The sequence below is a fragment of the Pseudomonas sp. TWP3-1 genome (assembly GCF_049896625.1).
Lineage (GTDB): Bacteria > Pseudomonadota > Gammaproteobacteria > Pseudomonadales > Pseudomonadaceae > Aquipseudomonas.
Genome location: NZ_JAFCUQ010000019.1, coordinates 97533 through 120750 on the forward strand (window position 1 = coordinate 97533; position 23218 = coordinate 120750).

Sequence of the window (23218 nt, forward strand, 5' to 3'; positions counted from 1 at the left end):
CTTCCATGATCGGAATCGATAGAGACAGCGGGGCCACGGTCGACGACTGGCTGCAATTTGTGCAGCGCGCGACCCGTGCCCTGACCACGCCGCTCGGCACTCGGCAAAAGCGCCCGCTATATGGCTCGCTGATCCCGACGTTGCTCGGGCAGAACCTCGGCGACGATGTGCTGCTTCTGGCGCAGAGCCACGCAGCGCAAGCGTTCTACAACGCACAAAACGGCATCAGCGATTTTCAGCCGCAAGTGATCGTCGCCACACGTCAGGGCGCCGGTCTGTTGTTGCGGTTCGCCGGCACCTGGAAAAACCGCCAACAGACCTTCGAGGTAGTGACATGAGCATGTTGATCCCCGGCCAGAACCAGTTGGCCGAACCGGCGCTGATCACCGTCGAGGCGTTTGAAGACTTGCTCACCGAGTTCAAGACTTTCGTCGTCGAATACGTCGGCGCACGTTCGCCAGACAGCGCGGTAAAACTCAAGACCAGCCTGGAAAACGAAAGCGAATTGCTGACCTTGGCGCTCGAAGCTTTCTGCCTCCGACTGCAAACCCACGAACGCAAATACAACGCCCGGATCAAGCAGATGCTGGCGTGGTGGGCGATTGGCAGCAACCTCGATGCGCGGCTGGCGGACATGGGCCTGGAGCGGCAATTGCTCGATCCGGGCGACCCGGCGGCCTTCCCGCCGATTGCCCCGATTTACGAAAGCGACGACGACGCCCGGTTGCGTTATTACCTGGCGCCGCATGCTCCGGCAGCGGGCTCACGCATGCAGTATCGCCGCGAAATTTTCACCCTTGGCGAACGGCCAACGGTGAAGGTCGAATCCACCGAAGCGGGGGTGGTCAACGTTACTTACACCTTCGACCCGGACGGTCTCGCGGCTCAGGTCAAGGACGGCAATGGTCGCCGCACTGCGCCTGGCCAAGTGCGCGTCACGGTGCTCTCTCGCGATGGCGACGGCAGCGCGCCCGAAGCCTTACTCAACGGCGTGCGCCAACACTTTGCCCGCCCTGACGTGCGACCGGAAACCGACCTCGTCACCGTGCAAGGCGCCGAGATCAAGCGCTACAAAATCCGCGTCGTGGCGAAGATCAATTCGGGTCCGGATTCGGGCCTGACCAAAGTCGCTGCGCAGCAACAGTTGCAGGCGTATGCCGACAGTTGTCATCGCCTCGAAGGCCGGGTGGATCCGAGCTGGATCGACTACACCCTGCACAGCGCCGGCGCCGTGCGATTGCAGATTCTTGAACCTCTGGAGCCGGTCATCGCCAGCGCGTTTCAGGCGCCGTATTGCACGGCGGTCGAGGTCGAGGTGTTGACGATATGAGTGATCAATCGCCACGCCCGACGTTACTGCCGGCCAACAGTTCGGCGCTGGAACGCGCGCTCGATATCGGCTTCGGCGCTTTGCTCGATCGCATCGCGCCGCCGTTTCCCGACCTGATGAACCCGCAGCAAACCCCGGTCGCATTCCTGCCGTATCTCGCGGCAGATCGCGGCGTCGCCGAATGGAGCACTGACGCCCCCGAAGCGGAAAAACGCCTGACCGTCGAACTGGCCTGGCCTACCGCGCGCCAGGCCGGCACCCGCAAGGCACTGGAAAACGCTGCCAAGGGTTTGCAACTGCGCCCGCAAATCCGCGCCTGGTACGAGCAGACGCCACCTGGTGCGCCCTACAGTTTTTCCGTGCGCGCCTTCAGCGATCAACCCTACAGCGCAGCCATCGACGCCCGTCTCGACCGGCGCCTGGCCGATGCCAAAAGCGAACGCGACATTCTGTCGGTCTCGGTCGGCTTGAGCGCTTTCGGCAGCCATTACATCGGCGCCGCCACTGTCTGCGGCGAGCTGACCACGATTTATCCGGTATTCATCGAAGGGCTTGAGGCGTCGGGCGAGGCCTTCATGGCCGCTGCTTTGTACACCGTCGAAACATCCACTATTTATCCTCAGGGGGCCTGAATGGCTGACTATTACACCCTGCTCACCAACGCAGGGATTGCCTACGAAACTGCCTGCAAGGCAGCGGGCACGCCGATCAAGTTGACGCAGATTTCCGTCGGCGACGGCGGCGAGGGCGGGGTCTACAACCCGGCCGCCACCGCCACCGAGCTCAGACGCGAAGTCTGGCGCGGGCCGCTGAATGCACTGTTCCAGGACGAGAAAAACCCGAGCTGGCTGCTCGCCGAAGTCACCATCCCGCCGGACGTTGGCGGCTGGTATGTGCGTGAAGCAGGGCTGTGGACCGACACTGGCGTGCTCTACGCAATCGTCAAATACCCTGAGTCGTTCAAACCGGTTCTGGCCACGTCAGGCTCGGGCAAAGAGTTCTACATCCGCTCGATTTTCGAGACGAGCAATGCGTCGCTGGTGACGTTGTTGATCGATGACACGGTGGTCAAGGCTACCCGTGCGTGGGTCATGAGTTATCTGGCTGAAGAGCTTGGCAAGCTGGATGGCAAGCAATCGGTGCGTGTTGCCGCGACTGGCAACGTGGTGCTGAAGGGCGCGCAGCAGATCGATGGTGTGGCGGTGATCGCCGGTGATCGTGTGTTGCTGCCGAATCAGACGCTGGCCAAGGATAACGGTCTGTGGATCGTGGCCAACGGCGACTGGGTTCGGGCCAACGATGCCAACGTCAGCGCCAAGGTCACGCCGGGTCTGACGGTGATGGTGGAAGAGGGCACGGCGAACGGTGATTCGCTTTGGCACCTCACCACCAATGCGCCGATCACCCTCGGCACTACGGCGCTGACATTCGAGATGTTGGCGGGACGCACCGGGATTCTGGCGGGGACTTATAAAAGTCTGACTGTGGACAAATATGGTCGAGCGACGGCGGGTTCCAATCCTGAATCGCTGGCCGGGTTTGGCATCAAGGATTCGTACACCAAGGCAGAAGTGGATGCGTTGATCGCCAAGGCGTCGGCGTTGCCGGTGGGATCGATTGTTGCTTTCCCTGTCGATTCGCCGCCACCGGGATTTCTGGAGCTGGATAACAGCGTCAAGAGCAGCGCTATTTACCCGGACTTGAGCGCCTATCTGGGCGGCAAGTTCAACAAGGGGGATGAGGGGGTTGGGAACTTCCGACTGCCTGAGACGCGCGGTGAATTCTTGCGCGGTTGGGATCATGGGCGTGGGGTCGATGCAGGACGTGGCGTGGGTAGCTGGCAAGCCGATGACAACAAGTCCCATATTCATGGCACTACTTACGATGTAATCGCTGATATTTTCATGGCTGGGGATGTAAGGAGAAATTACCTTCAGCAGTACAACGGCACGGATGATGTTGTAACGAAAGCATCGGGCGGAGCAGAAGCTCGCCCACGCAACATCGCCGTCATGTGGTGCATCAAAGCCTGGAACGCCCCGATCAATCAAGGAAACATCGATGTAGCGGCACTGGTCAAGGAAGTCTCACGGCTTGGATCTGCTGTCCCGGTGGGTGCCGTTCTGGCATTTCCGAGCGGAATCGTACCTCCCGGATTTCTTGAGCTGGATGGCAGTGTGCAGAGCATTGCAACCTATCCGGACTTGGCGGCCTATCTCGGCACCACTTACAACAAAGGGAATGAGGGCGCGGGTAACTTCCGGCTAGCGGATTCACGAGGTGAGTTCCTGCGGGGCTGGGATCATGGACGTGGCGTGGATTCGGGGCGGACTCTGGGGAGTTGGCAAAAAGGCAGTTTGCAGTCCTTTGATCCATCCAACGAGAGCTTGGCCGTATCCGGTCTATGGCATAACACTGCGTCCAATGCGGGCATCGCGCAGGCGCATGGCCTCGATGCTCATTCGCAGTCGGATTACCCGATCAGTAACTCAGTTTTTACCACTGGTGCCGGGCCTGTTAGCGATGGTGCGTTAGGTGTAACCCGCCCACGCAACCTCGCCGTCATGTGGTGCATCAAAGCCTGGAACGCACCGATCAACCAGGGGAGCATCGACATCGCTGTGCTCTCTGAACAGCTGCAACAGCTTTCGTTGAATGGGCCCATTGCTGGGGACATTCGAAACGCTCGAGTCTCAATTCCGGTCGCTGCTTCGACCGCCACGTTTACAGCTTCCGAGATGGTGCTGGGAGATGTGAACGGGAAAAGGGTCGTGATCTCCAACTTCAACCAGAGCATCAACCTGTCGGCTTCGGTCAAGGGCCTGGGGACGATGGATGTGGGCGCGGCACCGGTCAATGGGTTTGTCGCGATGTACGCGCTTTACAATCCTGCCTCCAGATCCACCGGCATTATCGCCGTAAATACCACTGCAGCAATCGCTCCGAAGCTGTTGGCGGGCGTTGCTCCTGATGGATATACGTTTTCCGCGCTCCTCAGCATTTTGCCGACGAATGCCAGTGCTCAATTTGCTGTCGCTGAACAAGTTGATCGCCAGGTGTTCTATGGCGCGCAAGTGTTGTCGACAACTGTCCCGGTTCTGACGCTCACAGGGTTATCGATTTCTGCAGCTGTGCCATTGAATGCCAAGTCGGTTTCTGGAAACTTTCAAGGCACGGTGTCGGCCAGTGGATACAGCATGGCGCTTGCCGGGTCAGCCGCCGCCATAGGTCTTCAGACCTTTATCGTGAACTTTACAGGGGTAGGCGGTGGTTCGTTTCTGGATGTTCCCCTGTTGTCGCCGCAAACGCTGTTTTATCGCCTGAGCAGCGCCGGAACCTTTAGTGCTTTTGCGATCACGACGAATAGTTACAGATTTTGAAGGGTGAACCGAGTGGAAGATAAATCATGCATAAACGTCCGCCGAGCAGATTCTAGCCATTGCCAAGGCTGTCCGCGCTCACGTCCAGGCCTGCTTTGATCGCGAACTGGATTTGCTCCGGGCCCTTGAGGCAGGAACCTATAAAGATGAAATGCTCGCTGTAGGCTGGCCGGTTTCGACGCCCCCAGCACCGATTACAGCGCTTCAATAAACGCCCCACACCGTGGGGCGTTTTCATATCTGGCCACCCAGGCGGGTGGTTTTAGAGTCGTTACTTATCAAACAAGGAAGAACCTATGTTTTATGCACCCTCCACGGGCGGTTTTTACGATCCCGCCATTCATTCCGAAATTCCAAGCGATGCAGTTGAAATCTCTCGGGAGTACTGGCTCGAGTTATTGAACGGGCTGTCTACCGGCAAGATGATTGTCATGAATGAAAATAACTATCCGGTGCTGGTTGATCGGCCGGGGCCAACGCCTGCGGAACTTGAGAGCATTGAACGCTACTGGCGCAAACAGCAGATCGCGCTCACTGATCCCGTGGTCAACCGTCACCGTGACGAGGTGGACCGTTGGCCAACCCTGCTGACCCCGGCGCAATACATCGAGTTGCAGACCTATCGCCACGTGCTGCGCATCTGGCCGGTCGGCGGCGAGTTGCCTTTGAGCGAAAACCGCCCAGCTGCGCCGGAATGGCTCGCTAGCCTGCCTGAATAAAAACGCCCCGCACTGACGGGGCGTTTTCTTATCCGCTGATCAGTAACTGATAGCCCCTTCTTGAAACCAAGGGGCTTTTTCGTCTTTGGAGAAACTCGAATGGCAACTCGCCAAACCTACACCGTGCTCGTTCCATTCCCCACCGGCGGTGGGCATTGGTCGAGCATCGGTCAAGAACTCGATCTGCTCGACGTCGAGGCCAGTGCCTTGCACTTCGCCGGTCGACTGGAACTGAAAACCACAACCACCAAGGCCGTGAAGGCCGCTGCCAAGAAGGCTGACTGAATATGGCTGAGGTTCTGAACTTCGAGCACAACGGCATTACCGTAAATGCCACCGAATCCCCCGAGGCCATGGGTGGCCTGGGTGACAACGTGATCGGTCTGGTCGGCACCGCGCCGAAAGCTGATCCGCTGATTCCGCGTAACGCACCGTTTCGCATCAACAGCTTCACCACCCATGCGCTGCTTGACCCGACCGGTTCGGAAGAGGGCACGCTGTACCACGCGGTCTACCAGATCCTCAAAGTGGTCAAGGTGCCGGTGTATGTGGTGATCGTCGAAGCGGGCGCAACCCCGGCCGACACCGTCAACGCGGTGATCGGTGGCGTCGAGCCGCTGACCGGCCGCAAGCTCGGTCTGGCCGCGCTGGGCAGTGTCCCGGAAGACCTGACCATCATCGGCGCGCCGGGTTTCACCGGCACCAAAGCGGTGGCCAGCGAGTTCGCCTCGTTCGGCAAGCGCATCAAGGCCCGTGTAGTGCTTGACGGCAAGGACGCTGCGGTCGCTGACCAGGTTCTGTACAGCCAGGAACTGGGTGGCGCCGACCTCGGTTTCGACCGTTGCCTGGTGGTGCACAACATGCCCGCCGTGTACTCGAAAGCGGCGAAGAAAAACGTATTCCTGTCGCCTTCCAGCCTGGCGATTGCCGCGCTGGCCAAGGTCAAGCAGTGGGAAAGCCCGGGCAACCAGGTGACCTACGCCGAAGACGTGTCGCGGGTGGTGGAATACAACATCCTCGACACCTCCACCGAAGGCGACCTGCTCAACCGCTACGGCATCAGCTACTACGCCCGCACCGTGCTCGGCGGTTTCTCGCTGCTGGGTAACCGCTCGATCACCGGCAAGTTCATCAGCTACGTCGGCCTCGAAGATGCGATCAGCCGCAAGCTGGTCAAGGCCGGGCAGAAAGCCATGGCCAAGAACCTGACCAAATCCTTCATGGATCAAGAGGTCAAGCGCATCAACGACTGGCTGCAAACCCTGGTCGCCGACGAAACCATTCCCGGCGGCAGCGTGTACCTGCACCCGGAACTCAACAGCGTCGAGAAGTACAAGAACGGCACCTGGTTCGTGGTCATCGACTACGGCCGCTACGCGCCGAACGAACACATGGTTTATCAACTCAACGCCCGCGATGAAATCATCGAGCAGTTCCTGGAGGACGTTCTCTAATGTTTACCAACCGTAATCGCCAGGCCATCGCGGCCACTCTGCAAGGCTTGCCGTTGTCGGCGACCGTCGAGGAATTCACTCCGCCGAAAATTGAATTCGACATGGAAGAAATGCGCGGCGGGCGCTTCATCGTCGAAGAAATGGCCAAGGGCGGCAAAGCGCTCGCCGCCAAGTTGACCCTGCAAGGCATGGGCACCGAAGTGATGCTGGCGCTGGGCGTGAAACTGGGCGACGACATCCTGCTGAACGTGCGTGAAGCCGGTCAGGATCAGGATGGCAACACTTGGTTCACCTACCACACGGTCGGCGGCAAGCTGAAATCCCTCGAGGAAACCGCGGTGAAAATGGGTGAAAAACCCAAGACCAATTTCGAGCTGTCCTGCCGCACCTACAACCGTCTGGAAAACGGCGTACCGGTGATCGACATCGACGTGCGTACCCAGAAGTTCGTGCTCAACGGTGTCGACATCCTCGGCGATGCACGTCGCGCGGTGCTGATGCCGTAAGTCGTTTCGGCAGATCCAGCACCAACCCTGTGGGGGGCAATTCCCACAGGGTCACAGCAATTTCAAGGAATTCATTCATGTCGTGGATGCCACCCAAGCATGACTTGCTGTCGCCGATCACCGGTGACGACGGCTCGCAGATCAACCAGATCCAGCTCAAACCACTGTTCTACGCCGCACAAAAAGACGCGCTGGCCCGTGCCGGCGATGACGAAGACGATCAGTTCTTCGAGCTGGCGCTGCTCGCCACCGGGCTGTCGGTCAAGGAACTCGATCAGCTCAAACGCCCGGACTACGTGACCATCGCGCAATACGTGCACGAAATGTCGACCCGTCCGGCGTCGTACTTTCTCCAGCAGATCGAAGACGCGGAAAAGTCCGACGATCCCGATCAAGTGCAACTGCTGCAACCGCTCGCCATCACCGGCCGCACCGTGACCTCGCTGAGTCTGGAAATGCCGGTTCTGCGTGCCACCAAAGTGATGAAGAAACTGAAAACGGCCAAGGAACGCGCCGAGTTCATCACCGCCCATTGCACCGGTTTGATGATCCCCGATCTGGCGTTGTTGAGCGTCCCGGACTGGACTCAGTTGCAGGTGCGCATAGACGATTTTTTAAACCAGCCGGCGGCCTTCTTTCAGAGCGCGACATCGAAGTAATCCTCGATATCGTGCCGCTCATTTACCCGGTAAGTGAAGCGGAAATTCTGGAGTGGGACGCCGAAAAGGCCTTGCGCCGCTACGACATCGCGATCACTCGCCTTGGCGTGAAACAGGAGTAGAGCGGCAATGGCAGAAAGCAAATATGCGCCGATGAATGCCGCTGAACGCGGTGCAGCGGCGTCTGGAAATCTCAATCTGACCCCGGCCACCGCGAATACAGGTGGCGGACAAATAGCCACAGATCAACTCTCCGGATTGAGTCAGGCGCTGCTCAAGACGAGTGCCAGTATTGGTTTGCTGACAACCGCGATCAACGCCTTGAAGTTGGCGCTTTCGAACCTGAACTCGCTATCCGCCAGCGCCACTGCCAAAAGAGAGACCGCCAGCGAACCAAAGACTTCGGTCGAGAGCATTGACCGGATCGAGCCGCCTGAGATGTTACAACCGGCCATCGCGTTGGACCTGGCAGAAGCTGAGTTAAAGGATGCCGCGCACCTGACCTCCAGACAAAGCAAAGAGATGGCGCAGACAAGCCAGAGGACCGCCACCGCGCCAATGGTGGCGGCGGGAGGAACCAGCGGTAGCGAGTTGCTCAAGGTCGCAACGTTTGCCGCTGACGCAGGGATCGGCAATGATCTGACCAACGCGGCGGACAAACCGTTCGAGCTGCTCAACTTCGCCGGTGACGCTGCGGTGGTTGCGTCAGCATTCAAAGTCCCGGCCATGGAAGTCGCCGAGATGATGGCGGTGTGGCGCACGTCGATGAAGCTGACTCGCGATCAGGCGTTTGACCTCGCGGATGCGACCAACCAACTCGGGAAAATGCCCGGGGACGTCAAAGCGGCAGACATCGGTGCAGTTCTCAAGGAGTCGGGCAGCGCGGCGATTGCCGCGGGCATGCAGCCAGAGCAGGCCGCCGCGTTGTCGGCTGCACTACTCGGCAGCGGGACGAACAAAGACGATGCCGGCGCTGCGTTGAAGAGCATTTCCATTGGGCTGGGCAAAGGTGACAAGGCCACAGTCGCTGAGCGTGGCGCCTGGAAGCAGTTGGGACTGGATCCCGCTGCCGTGGCCACGGCGATGCGCGACCCGGACAAGCAAAATGCACAGGGTGCGCTGATCTCGGTATTTGCTGCGCTGAACGCCAAACCGGTAGAGCAACGCGCCGCGTTGGCGCGGACAATATTTGCCGACAGCGGTGATGCCGCGCAGTTACTGGCGCAGAACCTCGGGGACGTGAACCAAGCCTTCGCGCTAGTGAAGGACAAAGATCAATACGCAACTTCGAAGCTCGGCGACCAAGGCTCGGTCCGCCAGTCTGCGCTGGCGCTGTCCAATACGCAGCAAGGGCAGTGGAACATTCACAATGCTCGTCAGGAGCGATGGGCAACGATCAACGCCAATGCATTGTCGCCTTCGCGTAATACGCTTGGCGCGGCCGGCGCTGGCCTGGATAACCTCAGTGACTGGGCGGAGGCCAATCCGAAAACTGCTGAGATTCTGTTGCCGGTGGCGGCGGCGCTCAAAATACTGATTGGTTTCGTGCTCGAGGCGGGGGCCGAGGAGTTGAAGGAGAAGGTCGGCAAAGGAATCTTCAAAAGCCGCTCTGGAGGCCCGCCAGACTTGGCACTTTCCGCAGATCCTGCAGCCAGGTTGCCGACCGACGAGCCGGCTATGAGCGTTGCCAGTCAACGTTCCTCCGCCACTGGCCCGACAAATATTCTCGAACAGACTTCTGTGGTAAATGCTCCACCACTGGAACCGTCGATAGCTTCAATGCAGCCTCTCTCGCCTGCTGCGCCAGCCTCTGAAAAGGCTGCGTTTGCAGTTGCGCAGGGTGGCCTGGTCGATGGCTGGCAGGATGTTGGCGCGGCGGGATCTTTGGGGGACCGACTCGCGGTCGCCGCGCCAGACACACTCGCCGCCCCCGGCCAGGTCAGCACCGATCTGGCGATCGCCCAAGCCTCGAACCAGCAAGTCACCTACGCACCTTCGGTTCAGGTGTACTGCAGCGATCCCGGCAGCTCGGAAAGCATCGGCCTGCTTGTCACTCAACACCTGCAAAGCCAATTCGACAGCCAGTTCACACCATTGATGAACACCAATCCCCTCGGCACCCGCCGTGACGCAGCCCTTACCGATGGAGTCGCCTGATGAAACAACAAATGGCACTCGGCAGTTTCATCTTCGGTCTGTCCCGCGAGTTTGCCTACAGCACGCTGGCGCGCAAATCCGACGGTGGCTGGACTGAATTGCCGATCCTCACCAGCAAACCCAAGTCCCATCAGACCGGACAGAAGCCGGAAAGCCTGACCATCGGCGGCACCTCGATGTACGCCGTGGCCATGGAACGGCTCGATGAACTCCGTGCGCTGCAAGCCTTGAGAGCACCGCTGCCGTTGATCGACGGCATCGGTCGCAACTGGGGTTTGTGGCGAATCATGAGCGTTCAGGAAAACCAGAGCGAGGTCATCGATGACGGTACCGCGATGGTGATCAAGTGGGTACTCGAATTAGCGGAGTTCAACAATGCGTAAGGTTCGAAGCGTGGCCGGTGATTCGGTCAATCTGCTGCTGTACCGCGAGTCGGGTCGCTCAGACGATCAGGCCGAGGCAGCGTTGTGGAAACTCAATTCGACCCTGGCCGAACACGGCCCCGTTTTGCCGGCGGGCATCTGGGTGACGCTGCCGGAACTCGACAGTCGGCCCGCCGCGATCAAGCCGGTTTTGGCCTGGGACTAAGGAGGTTGCATGGCACAGGGATTTACACCGGCGATCGAAATCTACGGCGCCAACCAGGCCCTGCTGAACCAGCGTCTGATCAGTTGGGAGCACATTGATGCCGCCGGGATGGAGTCCGATCAACTGACACTGGTGATCGACCTGGAAGGCCTTGAAGGCTTGCCGACGCTGGGCGGAAAAATCGGCCTGCGGGTCGGTTATCTGGAGTCCGGGCTGGTCGAAAAGGGCCAGTTCAAGGTGACTCGACTGACACCGACGCTGTTCCCGTTACGCTTGACGTTGGTGGCTACCGCAGCGCCTTTCAGCGGCAAGGATGAGACCCGATTCAAGGAACGGCGCACGGCCAGCCATGGCCCCACCACCCTTGGCGCACTGTTTCGCCAGCTGGTCTTGCCGCACGGTTTTTCGCCACGCGTCGATCCCGAGTTGGCGCTGATCCGGATTGCTCATGTTGATCAGTCGAACGAAACCGACATGAGCTTCATCACGCGATTGGCGCGCAAGTACGACGCGGTGGCCAAACCTTTCAACGACCTCTACGTACTGGCGAAACCGGCGCAGCTGAAAAACCTCTCGGGCCAGGTGATACCTGACGTCAGACTGTCAGTGACCAGCAACAATCGACCGGGCGATCACGCCTTCATCAGCGCCATGCTGGAAGAGACCGCTCGTACCCAGAATCAGGGTTGCAAGACCTGCTTCTGGGACATCGCTGCCGGCAAGCTGCGCGAGGTGATAACCGGTTCCGAGCCCTACAAGGTGATTCGCCAGAAACAGCCCAGTGAAGAAGAAGCCAAAGCCATCGGCGAAGCCGAAGTGCGCAAGATGCTGCGCGAGAAATACAAGCTGAAGGTCACCTGCCCGGGCAATCCGCTGCTGGCGGCCGAAGGCCTGTTGGTGCTCGATGACACTTGGCCTGACTTCATGCGCGGTCGCTGGTCGATCGAAAAAGTCACCGCCAGCGGCAAGCGCGAGGAAAGCTATCGCTGCTTGATCGAGGCAAACGGTCTCGATCCCAAGGCCTGATTTCTCAGGCACACACAAGTCTCATCATTCTGGATTGCCCACATGAAGATCTCCCCGATCCTCACGCAGCTGCGTGAGCAATGCCCTGGCTTGGCCGATCACATCGCAGTCGGTGTCGATCTGGCGCTCCTGCACGACAACCCGAATCTGCCGACACCGTCGGCTCACGTCACACCACTTGCCGATGTGGCCAGCGCCAGCAGCGCACAAAACCTGATCCTGCAACCGATCCGCGACCGCTTCGACATCGTCCTCGTGCTTGACGCAGCGGACGCTACAAAAGCGCTGGATCTGTTGCATGACCTGCGCGCCGAACTGTGGCGCGCACTGGTGGGTTTCAAGCCTGGCAACGACTACAGCGCCATCGTCTATGACGGCGGCGAGTTGGTGTCGCTCAACAGCAGCCGCGCCTTTTACCGGCTGCGCTTTTTTGCCGAGTTCCAGCTCGGGCGCAACCTGCCCGATCAGCCTGCGCAGAGCTGGCACGAACGTGAACTGGACGACTTGGCGTCCTTTACCGGGGCCACCGTGCGGGTCGATGCGATCGACCCGGCCGACCCCAACCTGAAACGCCCGGGCCCTGATGGGCGCGTGGAACTGACTTTCTCTGGAGACGTAACCCCATGAGCAATCGCATCACCGTAGTGCCGGCCGCTGGCCGTGCCGTGCCTGACCCGGAAGCGGGCGACTTGCTGCCCCTCGAGGGCCGTGAAGTGCTGGACAGCGCCTGGTGGCGCCGACGTCTGGCCGACGGCGATATCACCCTCAAAACCGTAAAAGCTAAACCACAGGGAGCCAAATAATGGCGATCGGATTCAGCAACATCCCCGCGGACATTCGTGTACCGCTGTTCTATGCCGAAATGGACAACTCGGCCGCCAATAGCGCGACCTCGGCCATGCGCCGGCTGATCGTGGCTCAGGTCAACGACAACATCGCCCCGACCGAAGTCGGCAAACTGGTGCTGGTGTCCAGCGTGGCGCTGGCCAAGAGCATCGGCGGCCAAGGCTCGATGCTCGCTTCGATGTACGAGACCTTCCGCAAGGCTGACCCGATCGGCGAGATCTGGTGCCTGCCGCTGCACAACACCGAAGGCGCCATCGCCAAAGGCGTGCTGACCCTGACCGGCACCGCGACTCAGGCTGGCCTGCTCAATCTGTATGTTGGCGGCGTTCGCGTTCAAGCCACCGTGGTCAACGGTGCCACCGCTGCGCAAGCGGCCACCGCACTGGCGCAGAAAATCAACGCCAGCGCCGATCTGCCAGTGAGCGCAGCCGCCGCGGAAGGTGTCGTTACTCTGACCGCCAAATGGACTGGCGACAGCGGCAACGACATCAGCCTGCAGTTCAATCGCCTGGGCAAAAGCAACGGCGAGGAAACCCCGGCCGGCCTGACCAGCGCAATCACCGCCATGACCGGTGGCGCCGGTGTGCCGGACCAGATCGCTGCGGTCGCGGCACTGGGCGACGAACCGTTTGAGTTCATCACGCTGCCGTGGTCGGATCTGTCGACCCTCAACACCTGGCAAGCGGTCATGGATGACAGTACCGGTCGCTGGTCGTGGGCCAAGCAACTGTTCGGTCACGTCTACAGCGCCAAGCGCGGCACCGTCGGCACGCTGGTGGCGGCCGGTCAGGCACGCAACGATCAGCACATGACCATTCAGGCGCTGGAGCCGGGCGTGCCGCAACCGTTCTGGGTGCAGGCTGCTGCACTGGCTGCGCGCACTGCGGTGTTCATCTCCGCCGACGCCAGCCGTCCGACGCAAAGCGGCAGTCTGCCGGGCGTTGATCCTGCCCCGGCCAGCGAGCGTTTCACCCTGACCGAGCGTCAGTCGCTGCTCAACTACGGCATCGCCACTGCGTACTACGAAGGCGGCTACGTGCGCATCCAGCGTTCGATCACCACCTACCAGAAAAACGCTTACGGCCAGGCTGACAACTCGTATCTGGACAGCGAAACCATGCACCAGTCGGCGTACATCGTGCGTCGTCTGCAAAGCGTGATTACCAGCAAATACGGTCGCCACAAACTGGCTTCCGACGGCACGCGTTTCGGCGCCGGCCAGCCCATCGTCACCCCGAGCACCATTCGCGGTGAGCTGATCGCGCAGTACGCCAAGCTCGAACTGGAAGGCCACGTGGAAAACGCCGAGCTGTTCGCCGAGCACCTGGTGGTCGAGCGCGACGTGCAGGATCCGAGCCGCGTGAACGTATTGTTCCCGCCGGATTACATCAACGGTCTGCGCGTGTTCGCACTGCTCAACCAGTTCCGTCTGCAGTACGACGACGCTGCCTGATCGGCACGTTTGAATCTGTGAATTCAGCCCACCTCGCGTGGGCTTTTTATTTGAAGGGAGTAACACCATGGGTCAACTGATTGCAGGCACCTGCTACGTCAAGGTCGACGGCGCACAACTGACTATCAATGGCGGCTGCGAAGCGCCGTTGCTGGCGGTCAAACGGGAAACCGTAGTGCCGGGTTTCTACAAGGAAACCGACATCGCGCCGTCGTTCAAAGTGACCGCGCTGCACACCGCCGACTTCCCGCTGAAGAAGCTGATCGAAGGCACTGATATCACCGTCACCTGCGAATTCAGCAACGGCAAAGTCTATGTACTGGCCGGCGCTTACCTGGTTGAAGAGCCGGTTTCCAAAGGTGATGACGCTACCATCGAACTGAAGTTCGAAGGCATCAAGGGGACCTGGCAATGAGTGGCGCCGTGCAGCTTCAGGTTGCGATCGAAGCGCACGGCGAGCCTTTGACCGAACTCGTCCTGCGCCGTCCGACGGTGCAGGAAGTGCGAGCGATCAAGGCGCTGCCGTACAAGATCGACAAGAACGAAGAGGTCAGCCTCGACATGGACGTCGCCGCGAAATACATCGCGGTGTGCGCCGGCATTCCACCGTCGTCGGTCAACCAGTTGGATCTGGCTGACCTCAACGCGTTGAGCTGGGCCGTCGCAAGTTTTTTCATGAGTGCGGCGTCGGCGCCATCACCGACCTGATCGCAGTCGCCTATGACCTGGCCTGGTTCTGGAAGGTTGACCCCGAACAGATGATGGCCAGGCCACTGGATGTGCTCCGCGAATCGCTGGAGCACGCGCAACGGATCAATGCGATGCAGCAGGTGCAGTGATGGCAGACACAGATACCAAAGCGAAAACCTCGGTGCTGCTCACGGGCATCGATGAGCTGTCACCCAAACTCGGCGCCCTGCGGGCAAAAGTCGAGGGTTTCAAGAAAAACCTCGAACAGACCGGCCTCGGCAAACTGGACATCAGTGGTCTGTTCAAGGGTGGCAGCGTGATCACGCCGTTCGTGGACGGCATAAAGTCGGCAGCGGCGTTTCAGGGCAAGTTGGCCGAAGTCAGCGAGACGGCGAAAACCGTGGACATGCCTGCGGCGCCGAAAGCCGCAACGCAGAACATGGATGTGTTCAGTGCGTCGATGGAGAAGGTTTCGACGGCTGTGAATGCCGCACTGGTGCCGGCGGTCGGTGCCGTGGTGGTCGGGCTTGAGCCAATGTTGACCGGTTTTAGCAGTTTGCTCGCCGACAATCCGAAACTGGTCGAAGGCCTCGCGGCGGGCGCCATCGCGTTCTCGGCGATGCAAACCGCGGTGACCGGCGCGACTCAGGTGTTCGACGTGATGAGCATGGTGCTCAAGACCAATCCGATCATGCTGATTGCGATGGGCATTGCGGTGGCGGCCGGGTTGATTGTGGCCAACTGGACGCCGATTTCGGCTTTCTTCACTGGATTGTGGGACGGGGTGAAAAACGCCGGGGCGAATGCCATGGCGACGCTGCGCTCGATCCTCAACTGGCGACCGATGGCTGCATTGGCGGCGCTGTGGGAACCGATTACGGGTTTCTTCTCGGCAATCTGGGACAAGGTCAAAGCGCTGACTGCGCCGGTAATCGACTTCTTCAAGTCGGTTTTCTCGTGGTCGCCAGCGGGCATGATCGTGGAAAACTGGGGGCCGTTGACCGGCCTGTTCTCGGCGATCTGGGAATTGCTCAAGGCCTTGAGTGTGCCAGTCATGGCGTTCCTCAAAGGTCTGTTCGACTGGACACCGTTGGGCATGATCATCAACAACTGGGGCGCGATCAGCGGATTTTTTGCATCGATCTGGACGGCCTTGCAACCGGCGGCGCAAGTCATCAAGGACTTCTTCGCCACGCTGTTCGACTATTCCCCGCTGGGGATGATCGTCAATAACTGGGGCAGCATCGTCAGTTTTTTCGAGCCGATCTGGGCGGCGCTGCAAGTCTCGGCGCAGCAGGTGAAGAGCTTCTTCGCCGGGCTGTTCGAATGGTCGCCGCTGGAGCAGATTGCGACGTACTGGCAACCGATCAGCGAAGTGTTTTCGGCGCTGTGGGGTGTGGTGCAAGCATTGGCCACGCCGGTGCTGGAGTTTCTGCACAACATGTTCGAGTGGACACCGTTGGGGCAGATCATCAAGAACTGGGCGCCGATTACCGAGTGGTTCGGCGAGTTGTGGCAAAAGCTGCAAACCGTGATCGCGCCAATCAAGGAACTGTTCGACGGTGGCTTCGCCGGACTGGTGGCGAAAGTCACCGGCAAGGTCGAAGGCTTGACCCAGGCCCAGCGGCAGACCAATGCCGAAGGCAAGGGTGAACTGGCGCCGGCGTTCTTCGGCGCCAGTGTGCAACCTCAAGGTAGCAATGCGTTGCAGGCCGGCTCCTTGCCGCAATCCTCCAGCGCGCTGATCCAGCAAAGCGCCGCCAATAACCGTACGCAACTCGAAGGCGGCCTGACCGTGCGCTTCGAAAATGCGCCGGCCGGGTTGCGCACCGATCAACCGCAAACCAATCAACCGGGGCTGGCGCTCAGTTCGCGCATCGGCTACCGCTCGCTGTCCGTGGGAGGTTCCAATGAACTGGCGTGACCGTTTATTGCCGGCATCCTTTCGCGGTGTCGGGTTCTGGATCGATTCGGCGAAAACTCCGGTCGGTCGCAAGGGGCAATTGCACGAATACCCGCAGCGTGATCTGCCGTTTTTCGAGGACCTCGGCCAGCAGGCCAAGACCCATGATCTGACGGCGTTCATTGTCGGCGCCGATTGCCTGGAGCAGCGCGACAAACTGCTCAAGGCATTGGAACTGGGCAGCGGCGAACTGGTGCACCCGTGGCTCGGACGCCTGCAAGTCAAGGTCGGCGAATGCGACATGAGCCACACCCGCCAGGACGGCGGGCTGGTGACCTTCACGCTGAAGTTCTATCCCGACCGACCGCTGCCGTTTCCGACAGCCACGGTCAGCACACAGAAAGTGCTGCTGGCCAAGGCTGACACGCTGCTCGGTTCGGCGGTGGCGCGCTTCGAACAGGCGATGACCTTAATCAAAGCTGCGCGGATCGGCATCGCCAATCTGCGCAACAGCCTGACCGGCGTCTACGAGGTGATCAAAGAGCAGCTCAAACCGTTGATCGAGCAGTACCGGCAAATCACGGAACTGGTCAAAGCGGTCAAGGAATTGCCCAAGGAAGTGGCGGCTGAATTCAAGGGTTTGCTCGGCGATATCAAGGAGCTCAAGGCGTTCGCGAAGGAGGGTTACCGTGGCGTGATTGCCGACGTTTCCCAGCAACTCGAAGCCATCCGCAAGGCCGATGCGCCGAAGATCACCACCGGCAAGGACACCAACGCGGCGGCGCAAGCCATGGCGGATCTGGTGCAGGACACGATGCTGGTCAAGGTCGCGCAATGGGTGGCGTCGATGCCAGTCGCGAAAGCGCCGGTGCAGCTGCAATCGATACCCTCCGTGGGACAGCAGGCGACAAGCCCCGTGGCCCGCCAGGAAGTGCCGGTCAGTGACGACATGCAGGCCCTGCGTGACGCCGTGGCTGCGGCGATTAATCCGATGCTGGACAAGGCCGGCCCCGCACACTTCCAGGCTATCAGCGATGTGAAGGAGGCGCTGACCGCGCACCTCAAAGCGGTGGCATCGTCCGGTGTGCGCCAGGTCAGCAAATCGTTTCAGGAGAGTTTTCCTGCTGTGGTGATTGCCTATAAGCAATTTGGTGACGCGACGCGGGTCGACGAAGTGCAGCAGCGCAACGGCATTACCCATCCCGGCTTCTCGCCCAACGAAGTGAAAGTCTCCAGGGAGTGAGCCATGAGCGAGATCGACAACCACGTCACCTTGACCGTCAACAACATGGAATACGGCGGCTGGAAAAGCGTGGAAATCACCGCGGATCTGGAGCGTCAGTTCCGCACCTTCAAACTGGATATCACTTGGCAATGGCCGGGGCAGACGGTGGATAACCGGATCAAACCGGGTGATCCCTGCGAGGTGAAAATCGGTGAGGATCTGGTGCTCACCGGTTATGTGTTCAAGGCGCCGATCAGCTATGACGGTCGGCAGATCAGCCTGAGCATCGAAGGCAGTTCCAGGACTCAGGATCTGGTGGATTGCGCGGCGACCAACCGCCCCGGTCAATGGCAGGAACAGCCGCTGCTGAGCATCGTCCAGGACCTGGCGATGAACAACTCGCTGATGGTCGTCAGTGAAATCCCGCAGACCGCGCGCCTGAGCAAGCACACCATCGTGCCGGGGGAAACGGTGTTCCAATCCATCGACCGCTTGCTCTCGCTGTACCGGGTGTTTTCTACCGATGATGCCGAAGGGCGGCTGGTGCTGGCCAACCCCGGCAGCGGCGGGCGTGCGAGTGATGCGCTGGAGCTGGGCAAGAATATTCTCTCGGCCAACGCGCCGATGGATTACAGCCAGGTGTTTTCCATCTACCGGGTGATCGGCCAGCAGAAAGGCAACGACAAGCAGAGCGGGGCAGCGGTCAGTGAAGTGGAATCCTCGGTGGCTGATCTGACCTTCAAACGTCAGCGTACTACGGTGATCAACGAGGGCACGCAACTGACCTTTGAACTGGCACAGCAACGTGCGCAATGGGAAAGCGCGACCCGCATGGGCCGCGCCTTGAGTACTACCTATCAGGTGCAAGGCTGGCGACAGTCCAACGGTGATTTGTGGCGTCACAACACCTTGGTGCGGATCAAGGATCCGGTGCTCGGGTTCGATGAGGACATGCTGATTTCCAAGGTGACCTATTCACTCTCGGCGCAAGGCTCGGTGACCACATTGCACGTGGCGCCGCCGCATACTTTTGATGCCAATCCTTCACCGCCGAAAAATCCCAAGACCTGACACAAAACCCTGTGGGAGCTGGCTTGCCAGCGATAGCTATGGTCGCTCAAACACATCTTTGCCTGACACACCGCCATCGCGGGCAAGCCCGCTCCCACAGGTTTTGTGTTGGCCAAGTATTGAGGACAATTCATGAGCCTACTGACTCGCCTGCTGGCGCGCGGCACTGTCGTGCTCGCCAGTTCGGCATCCAAGCTGCAATCGCTGCAAATGCGCCTCACCGCCGGTGAAGTCAACGACGACATGGAACACTTCGAACCCTACGGTTTTACCAGCCATCCACTGGCCGGCGCCGAGGGCATCGTCACCTTTCTTGGCGGCGACCGTTCCCATGCCATCGCACTGGTGGTCGCCGACCGTCGCTATCGTCTGCAAGCGCTGGCCGCTGGAGAAGTGGCGATCTACACCGACGAAGGCGACAAGATTCACTTCAAGCGCGGGCGGATCATCGATATCGAAACCGCCACGCTGAATATCCGCGCCAGCAGCGCGGTGAATTTCGACACGCCGGTGATCAATCAGACCGGCAAGATCGTCTCCACCGGCGATCAACTTGCTGGCGGCATCAGCCAGATCAAACACGTGCACGTCGGCGTGCAGGCAGGCAACGGCCAGACCGGCGTGCCGGCAGGAGGCAAATGATGTTCATCAGCCAAAACCTGCACGCCGCGCTGACTCGCGCAGTGCTGATCAGCCTGTTCACCTGGCGCCGCGCCGCCGATGACGATGCCCTCGACGACGACGAACGCTTCGGCTGGTGGGGCGACACGTTTCCCAGCGTTGTCGACGACCGCATCGGCTCGCGGCTGTGGCTGCTGCGCCGGGTCAAGCTGACCCGACAGACTCAGATGGACGCCGAATTCTATGCCCGCGAAGCCCTGCAATGGCTGATCGACGACGGCCATTGCAGCGCGCTCGACATCATCAGCGAACGCCTCGACGACCAGCGACTGAACTTGCGCACCGTCCTGACCCTGGCCGACGGCGAACGTCTGGACATCAACCCCGATAACAGTTGGCAGGTGATCTATGCCGTTTGAAACCCCTTCGCTGCCGGTGCTGATCAAGCGCACCCAAAGCGACCTGGCCGGCGATTCGCTGCGCCAGTCCGATGCGCAAGTGCTCGCCCGAACGTTGGGCGGCGCGGCTTATGGTCTGTATGGCTACCTTGACTGGATCGCCGAGCAGATCCTGCCCGACACGGCCGATGAATCGACCCTTGAGCGCATCGCCGCACTGCGTCTGAATCAACCGCGCAAAGCTGCGCAAGTGGCCAGCGGTAGCGTGAGTTTCACTGCTACGGCTGGCGCAGTGCTCGACGTCGACACACTGTTGCAGTCGAGCGATGGCCGCACTTACAAAGTCACGACCTCGCGCACCGCTGTCAATGGACTCAACAGCACCACGATTGCTGCGCTGGATGCCGGGAGTCTGGGCAACGCCGAGGCGGGTCTGGCGCTGACGCCGACGCAGCCGGTTGCCGGTATTGTCGGCAACAGTTTCGTGGTGCTGGCGCCCGGCCTGAACGGCGGTGTTGCGCGTGAAAGTCTCGAATCCCTGCGCTCGCGGGTGATCCGTTCGTATCGGATCATTCCGCATGGCGGCTCGGCGCAGGACTATGAAACCTGGGCGCTGGAATGCCCTGGCGTGACCCGTGCCTGGTGCCGCGGCGGCTTCCTCGGGCCGGGTACTGTCGGCGTCTACATCATGCGTGACGACGATCCGCAACCGGTACCCAACGCCGAACAACTGGCCGAGGTTCAGGCGTACATCGAGCCCCTGCGCCCGGTGACTGCCGAGGTGCATGTGCTGCCACCGGTGCAGGTGCCGGTGGCCTATAAGTTGAAGCTGATTCCCGACACCAGCGCAGTGCGCGCTGCCGTTGAAACGCAGCTGCGCGATCTGCACAACCGCGAAGCCGATCTCGGCGAGGATCTGTTGATCAGCCACATCCGCGAAGCGATCAGCAGCGCGGCTGGCGAGACCGACCATATCCTCGCAGCACCCGTGGCCAACGTAACGGCTGGCGACAGTGAATTGCTGACCTTCGGAGGTTGCGTATGGCAGGCATAAGAACTGCCGCGCAATACCAGGCGCAACTGCGCGCCTTGCTGCCGTCCGGCCCTGCGTGGGATCCGGAACGCGTGCCGGAACTCGAAGAAGTGCTGCAAGGCGTGGCCGTTGAACTGGCGCGCCTCGACGCGCGCGCCGCTGACCTGCTCAACGAGATGGACCCGGCCGGCGTCAGCGAACTGGTGCCGGACTGGGAACAGGTGATGAACCTGCCCGACCCATGCCTCGGCGCCGCGCCACTGTTCGACGACCGACGCCTCGCGGTGCGTCGGCGCCTGCTGGCGGTCGGCAGTCAGGCGGTCGGCTACTACATCGAAATCGCCAAAAGCCAGGGTTACCCGAACGCAACCATCACCGAACTCGAAGCCCCGCGCATGGGCCGCGCACGCTTTGGCGCGGCGCATTTCGGCACCTGGGAAGCGCAATTCATGTGGACGCTCAACACCGGTGGACGGCTGCTGCTCGGTCGGCGTTTCGGCGCGAGTTATTGGGGCGAACGCTTCGGCGTAAATCCCGGCTCGGCACTCGAATGCCTGATCCACCGCAGCGCACCGGCGCATACCAAAGTGCACATCAATTATGACTAGGGAGTGATGGAATGGATTATCCGAAAAGTGTGCCCAGCGCCGGTTTGGTGAATGGCAAGTTTGTTGATGAAAACCCGTTGCTGGGGACGCCGGGATCGTTGATTCCAGCGCAGTGGGGTAACGGGGTGACCGAGGAGTTACTGACGGTTATCCGCGCTGCGGGGCTGGTGCCTTCCGAGAGTGAATCGGACCAATTGCTCAGAGCGCTGAAAAGTGTGCTGTCCCAGGATGCGATGCCCTTTGCGGCGCTGGCGTTTCCGACAGTAGCGACGGCGGACGGACGCATCGCCGTGACTGCCGCGACGTCTTCGGCAGGCGGAACGGTATCAGTGCCGAGCGGTGTGATGGTCAGCTTGGGCGAAGAGGTGACAGTCGGCATGACCGCGCGGCCACGTACGTTGCTCACACCGTTGTGGGCGTCGGCCGGGCTTGACCTCAACAGCACCTATTTTCTGCGTATGCAGATTCGCAACGGCGCAGTGTTTTGCTACACGCAAAAGGGCGCGGACACCGATGTAGTTCCTGCGAGCATGAAGGGTGGAACCGGCGGCAATGGTGGTGGGTTCGATTCGACTTGTATCGACATGCTGGTGGCCAGAGTGGTGACCGCAGGTGCGGGGACACTGCCCAAGTTGACGCTGCTGGCGAACAAGGCCCGGCTGGAGGCGGTCGGTGTCTGGTCGGGTGCCAATGGCAATTATTCGGTGGCATTGAACTGGGCGCGTAAACCACGTGCGTACATTGCCGGAATCTACGATTTTGATGACAACGTCAAAACCGACTACGGCGTGATCAGTGAAGAAATCGGGGTCGGCTTTACCGGCGTCCAGTTCATGCCAGAAGGTGGATTCACTGACCGTTATGCCGGGCGTGTGGCGATTTCCGCATGGTCACAGAACCTTACCGCAGCGGGTCGGATTAACGTTCGCGTCAGATGGGAGGTTTGACAATGAAAGCCATTATCGAGGACGGAAAGGTAACTGCATTGGTGAGCGGTGATGTCGACGGCGGGGTTCTGCTGCCAGTCGGCACTTCGGTTTCTGTCGGCTGGAACTATGCGAACGAAATCTTCAGCGCACCACCCGAAGTCAGCATTTCGTCAGGTACTTCAGCCCAGGCTGAGCGCAGCTGGCGCACTGTGCAACTCGCCGAATCTGACTGGTTGGTGACCCGCCATCGCGATGAGCTGGACGTCGGGAGTCAAACAGCGCTGAGCAGCAAACAGTTCTCCAGGTTGCAGGCCTGGCGCCAAGCTCTACGAGATTGGCCTGGCGCTGGCGACACCTTGGACACCGGATCGCGGCCTCAATCGCCGAAGTGGCTTGCGCGGTTATCTCAACGAGCACCGTGAGGCGGTCTTTGGCCTGATCAACGCCTTGTACCCCAATCGCTCTCCCTTTACCCAAGCCCACTCTCGAGTGGGCTTTTTATTTGTGCGCCAGGCATGGCGCGTTGCGCGCAAGCGCAACCAGCTTGGCTGTGGTGGCCTCGCTGGTGACTTGGAGGTGAAAGTCCTCTACACACCCGGCAAGGGGAAGTGTTAGCCAGAGG

Annotated in this window: 27 protein-coding genes; all 27 read left to right on the forward strand. The window is 60.3% G+C overall.

Annotated features, from left to right (window positions below; genetic code table 11):
- Positions 1 to 5 precede the first annotated feature (5 nt).
- The 27 genes from ACP7BN_RS22810 to ACP7BN_RS22940 all read left to right on the forward strand — a co-directional run bounded on the left by ACP7BN_RS22810 (position 6) and on the right by ACP7BN_RS22940 (position 23018).
- Positions 6 to 338: a phage baseplate protein gene (locus tag ACP7BN_RS22810; RefSeq protein ID WP_426206190.1), complete on the forward strand. Its 333-nt coding sequence runs from the start codon at positions 6 to 8 to the stop codon at positions 336 to 338.
- Positions 335 to 1330, forward strand: coding sequence for a baseplate J/gp47 family protein (locus tag ACP7BN_RS22815; RefSeq protein ID WP_426206191.1), 996 nt, complete (start codon positions 335 to 337; stop codon positions 1328 to 1330). The genes ACP7BN_RS22810 and ACP7BN_RS22815 overlap by 4 nt, the downstream gene beginning before the upstream one ends.
- Positions 1327 to 1962 carry a phage tail protein I gene (locus tag ACP7BN_RS22820; protein WP_426206192.1) on the forward strand — a complete coding sequence of 212 codons (636 nt, stop codon included), beginning with the start codon at positions 1327 to 1329 and terminating at the stop codon, positions 1960 to 1962. Before ACP7BN_RS22815 ends, ACP7BN_RS22820 begins: the two co-directional genes overlap by 4 nt.
- Entirely contained in the window at positions 1963 to 4710 is a 2748-nt protein-coding gene (locus ACP7BN_RS22825) for a phage tail protein (RefSeq protein WP_426206193.1), read from the forward strand. It abuts the gene before it with no gap.
- A 296-nt stretch (positions 4711 to 5006) separates the two neighbouring features.
- Positions 5007 to 5429 carry a phage tail protein gene (locus ACP7BN_RS22830; RefSeq protein WP_426206195.1) on the forward strand — a complete coding sequence of 141 codons (423 nt, stop codon included), beginning with the start codon at positions 5007 to 5009 and terminating at the stop codon, positions 5427 to 5429.
- A gap of 99 nt (positions 5430 to 5528) precedes the next feature.
- Complete coding sequence (locus ACP7BN_RS22835) at positions 5529 to 5714, forward strand: hypothetical protein (protein ID WP_426206197.1); 186 nt, start codon at positions 5529 to 5531, stop codon at positions 5712 to 5714.
- A gap of 2 nt (positions 5715 to 5716) precedes the next feature.
- A complete protein-coding gene (locus ACP7BN_RS22840) occupies positions 5717 to 6883 on the forward strand; it encodes a phage tail protein (protein ID WP_426206198.1) in 1167 nt (388 codons plus the stop codon).
- Positions 6883 to 7389 carry a phage major tail tube protein gene (locus ACP7BN_RS22845; protein ID WP_426206199.1) on the forward strand — a complete coding sequence of 169 codons (507 nt, stop codon included), beginning with the start codon at positions 6883 to 6885 and terminating at the stop codon, positions 7387 to 7389. Before ACP7BN_RS22840 ends, ACP7BN_RS22845 begins: the two co-directional genes overlap by 1 nt.
- A gap of 77 nt (positions 7390 to 7466) precedes the next feature.
- Positions 7467 to 8048 carry a phage tail assembly protein gene (locus ACP7BN_RS22850; RefSeq protein WP_426206200.1) on the forward strand — a complete coding sequence of 194 codons (582 nt, stop codon included), beginning with the start codon at positions 7467 to 7469 and terminating at the stop codon, positions 8046 to 8048.
- Between the two features lie 129 nt (positions 8049 to 8177).
- On the forward strand, positions 8178 to 10205 hold the full coding sequence (locus tag ACP7BN_RS22855; protein ID WP_426206201.1) for a phage tail tape measure protein: 2028 nt from the start codon (positions 8178 to 8180) through the stop codon (positions 10203 to 10205).
- Positions 10205 to 10588 (forward strand): phage tail protein, encoded by a 384-nt coding sequence (locus ACP7BN_RS22860; RefSeq protein WP_426206202.1) that lies wholly within the window; start codon positions 10205 to 10207, stop codon positions 10586 to 10588. Before ACP7BN_RS22855 ends, ACP7BN_RS22860 begins: the two co-directional genes overlap by 1 nt.
- Positions 10581 to 10793 carry a tail protein X gene (locus ACP7BN_RS22865; protein WP_426206203.1) on the forward strand — a complete coding sequence of 71 codons (213 nt, stop codon included), beginning with the start codon at positions 10581 to 10583 and terminating at the stop codon, positions 10791 to 10793. The genes ACP7BN_RS22860 and ACP7BN_RS22865 overlap by 8 nt, the downstream gene beginning before the upstream one ends.
- A 9-nt stretch (positions 10794 to 10802) precedes the next feature.
- Positions 10803 to 11819, forward strand: a complete 1017-nt coding sequence (locus ACP7BN_RS22870) for a phage late control D family protein (RefSeq protein ID WP_426206205.1) — start codon at positions 10803 to 10805, stop codon at positions 11817 to 11819.
- 42 nt (positions 11820 to 11861) lie between these two features.
- Complete coding sequence (locus ACP7BN_RS22875; protein WP_426206206.1) at positions 11862 to 12446, forward strand: phage tail terminator protein; 585 nt, start codon at positions 11862 to 11864, stop codon at positions 12444 to 12446.
- Positions 12443 to 12622: a DUF2635 domain-containing protein gene (locus ACP7BN_RS22880; protein WP_420648289.1), complete on the forward strand. Its 180-nt coding sequence runs from the start codon at positions 12443 to 12445 to the stop codon at positions 12620 to 12622. Before ACP7BN_RS22875 ends, ACP7BN_RS22880 begins: the two co-directional genes overlap by 4 nt.
- Positions 12622 to 14118: a phage tail sheath subtilisin-like domain-containing protein gene (locus tag ACP7BN_RS22885; protein WP_426206207.1), complete on the forward strand. Its 1497-nt coding sequence runs from the start codon at positions 12622 to 12624 to the stop codon at positions 14116 to 14118. The genes ACP7BN_RS22880 and ACP7BN_RS22885 overlap by 1 nt, the downstream gene beginning before the upstream one ends.
- Positions 14119 to 14185: 67 nt before the next feature.
- Positions 14186 to 14533, forward strand: coding sequence for a phage tail tube protein (locus tag ACP7BN_RS22890; protein ID WP_420648287.1), 348 nt, complete (start codon positions 14186 to 14188; stop codon positions 14531 to 14533).
- Positions 14530 to 14826 (forward strand): phage tail assembly protein, encoded by a 297-nt coding sequence (locus ACP7BN_RS22895; RefSeq protein ID WP_426206208.1) that lies wholly within the window; start codon positions 14530 to 14532, stop codon positions 14824 to 14826. The genes ACP7BN_RS22890 and ACP7BN_RS22895 overlap by 4 nt, the downstream gene beginning before the upstream one ends.
- A 130-nt stretch (positions 14827 to 14956) precedes the next feature.
- Positions 14957 to 16732 (forward strand): phage tail protein, encoded by a 1776-nt coding sequence (locus tag ACP7BN_RS22900; RefSeq protein ID WP_426206209.1) that lies wholly within the window; start codon positions 14957 to 14959, stop codon positions 16730 to 16732.
- Complete coding sequence (locus ACP7BN_RS22905; RefSeq protein WP_426206210.1) at positions 16719 to 17954, forward strand: DNA circularization protein; 1236 nt, start codon at positions 16719 to 16721, stop codon at positions 17952 to 17954. The genes ACP7BN_RS22900 and ACP7BN_RS22905 overlap by 14 nt, the downstream gene beginning before the upstream one ends.
- Before the next feature lie 3 nt (positions 17955 to 17957).
- Entirely contained in the window at positions 17958 to 19007 is a 1050-nt protein-coding gene (locus ACP7BN_RS22910; protein ID WP_426206212.1) for a phage baseplate assembly protein, read from the forward strand.
- A gap of 132 nt (positions 19008 to 19139) precedes the next feature.
- The gene (locus ACP7BN_RS22915) at positions 19140 to 19649 is read left to right on the forward strand and encodes a phage baseplate assembly protein V (protein WP_426206213.1); all 510 of its coding nucleotides are present in this window, start codon (positions 19140 to 19142) and stop codon (positions 19647 to 19649) included.
- A complete protein-coding gene (locus tag ACP7BN_RS22920) occupies positions 19649 to 20047 on the forward strand; it encodes a phage GP46 family protein (RefSeq protein WP_426206214.1) in 399 nt (132 codons plus the stop codon). Before ACP7BN_RS22915 ends, ACP7BN_RS22920 begins: the two co-directional genes overlap by 1 nt.
- Positions 20037 to 21080 carry a baseplate J/gp47 family protein gene (locus ACP7BN_RS22925; protein WP_426206216.1) on the forward strand — a complete coding sequence of 348 codons (1044 nt, stop codon included), beginning with the start codon at positions 20037 to 20039 and terminating at the stop codon, positions 21078 to 21080. The genes ACP7BN_RS22920 and ACP7BN_RS22925 overlap by 11 nt, the downstream gene beginning before the upstream one ends.
- Positions 21068 to 21667 (forward strand): YmfQ family protein, encoded by a 600-nt coding sequence (locus ACP7BN_RS22930; RefSeq protein WP_420648279.1) that lies wholly within the window; start codon positions 21068 to 21070, stop codon positions 21665 to 21667. The genes ACP7BN_RS22925 and ACP7BN_RS22930 overlap by 13 nt, the downstream gene beginning before the upstream one ends.
- Positions 21668 to 21678: 11 nt before the next feature.
- On the forward strand, positions 21679 to 22614 hold the full coding sequence (locus ACP7BN_RS22935) for a hypothetical protein (RefSeq protein ID WP_426206217.1): 936 nt from the start codon (positions 21679 to 21681) through the stop codon (positions 22612 to 22614).
- Between the two features lie 2 nt (positions 22615 to 22616).
- Positions 22617 to 23018 carry a hypothetical protein gene (locus ACP7BN_RS22940; protein ID WP_426206218.1) on the forward strand — a complete coding sequence of 134 codons (402 nt, stop codon included), beginning with the start codon at positions 22617 to 22619 and terminating at the stop codon, positions 23016 to 23018.
- Positions 23019 to 23218: the final 200 nt, after the last annotated feature.